Source organism: Streptomyces sp. SID13726 (assembly GCF_010548375.1).
Classification (GTDB): Bacteria; Actinomycetota; Actinomycetes; order Streptomycetales; family Streptomycetaceae; genus Streptomyces.
In genome coordinates this window covers 1-625 of record NZ_JAAGLY010000145.1, presented here as the reverse complement: position 1 = coordinate 625, position 625 = coordinate 1, and the positions used below count along the sequence as shown (strand labels likewise).

Below are 625 nucleotides of genomic sequence, written 5' to 3'. Positions count from 1 at the left end.
CCCGTGATCCACGCAGCGCAAGCACACACCCCGCTTCTGGCAGGCCCGCACCGGGCCGCTGCCGAGCACCGACCGAAAGGAACGCCATCATGGCGAAGCTCAGCACCGACGAGCTCATCGAGCAGTTCAAGGAGCTCACCCTCATCGAGCTCAACGAGTTCGTGAAGGCCTTCGAGGAGACCTTCGAGGTCACCGCCGCCGCCCCCGCCGCCGTCGCGGTCGCCGCCCCCGCGGGTGGCTCGGGCGACGCCCCGGCCGAGGAGGAGAAGGACGAGTTCGACGTCATCCTCGAGGCTGCCGGCGACAAGAAGATCCAGGTCATCAAGGAGGTGCGCGCGCTCACGTCCCTCGGCCTGAAGGAGGCCAAGGACCTCGTGGACGGTGCCCCGAAGCCGGTCCTGGAGGGCGCGAACAAGGAGACGGCCGAGAAGGCCAAGGCTGCCCTCGAGGGCGCCGGCGCCACGGTCACCCTCAAGTGATCTCGCCGGTCCCGTCCTGACGGGACCGGTCAGCACGCCGCACGAGGCCCGCACCCCGCCCGGGGTGCGGGCCTCGTCGTCGTTCTCGCCGCCCGACGGCGTGAGCGGGCGGGGGAGCGCGGCGCAGCACTGGGCGTGCACGGCGT

General features: G+C 71.5%; 1 protein-coding gene. It reads left to right on the top strand.

The window, feature by feature from the left end; translation table 11 throughout:
• Nucleotides 1-89: 89 nt before the first annotated feature.
• Nucleotides 90-479 carry a 50S ribosomal protein L7/L12 gene (rplL, locus tag G3I78_RS46825; RefSeq protein WP_021483444.1) on the top strand — a complete coding sequence of 130 codons (390 nt, stop codon included), beginning with the start codon at nt 90-92 and terminating at the stop codon, nt 477-479.
• Nucleotides 480-625: the final 146 nt, after the last annotated feature.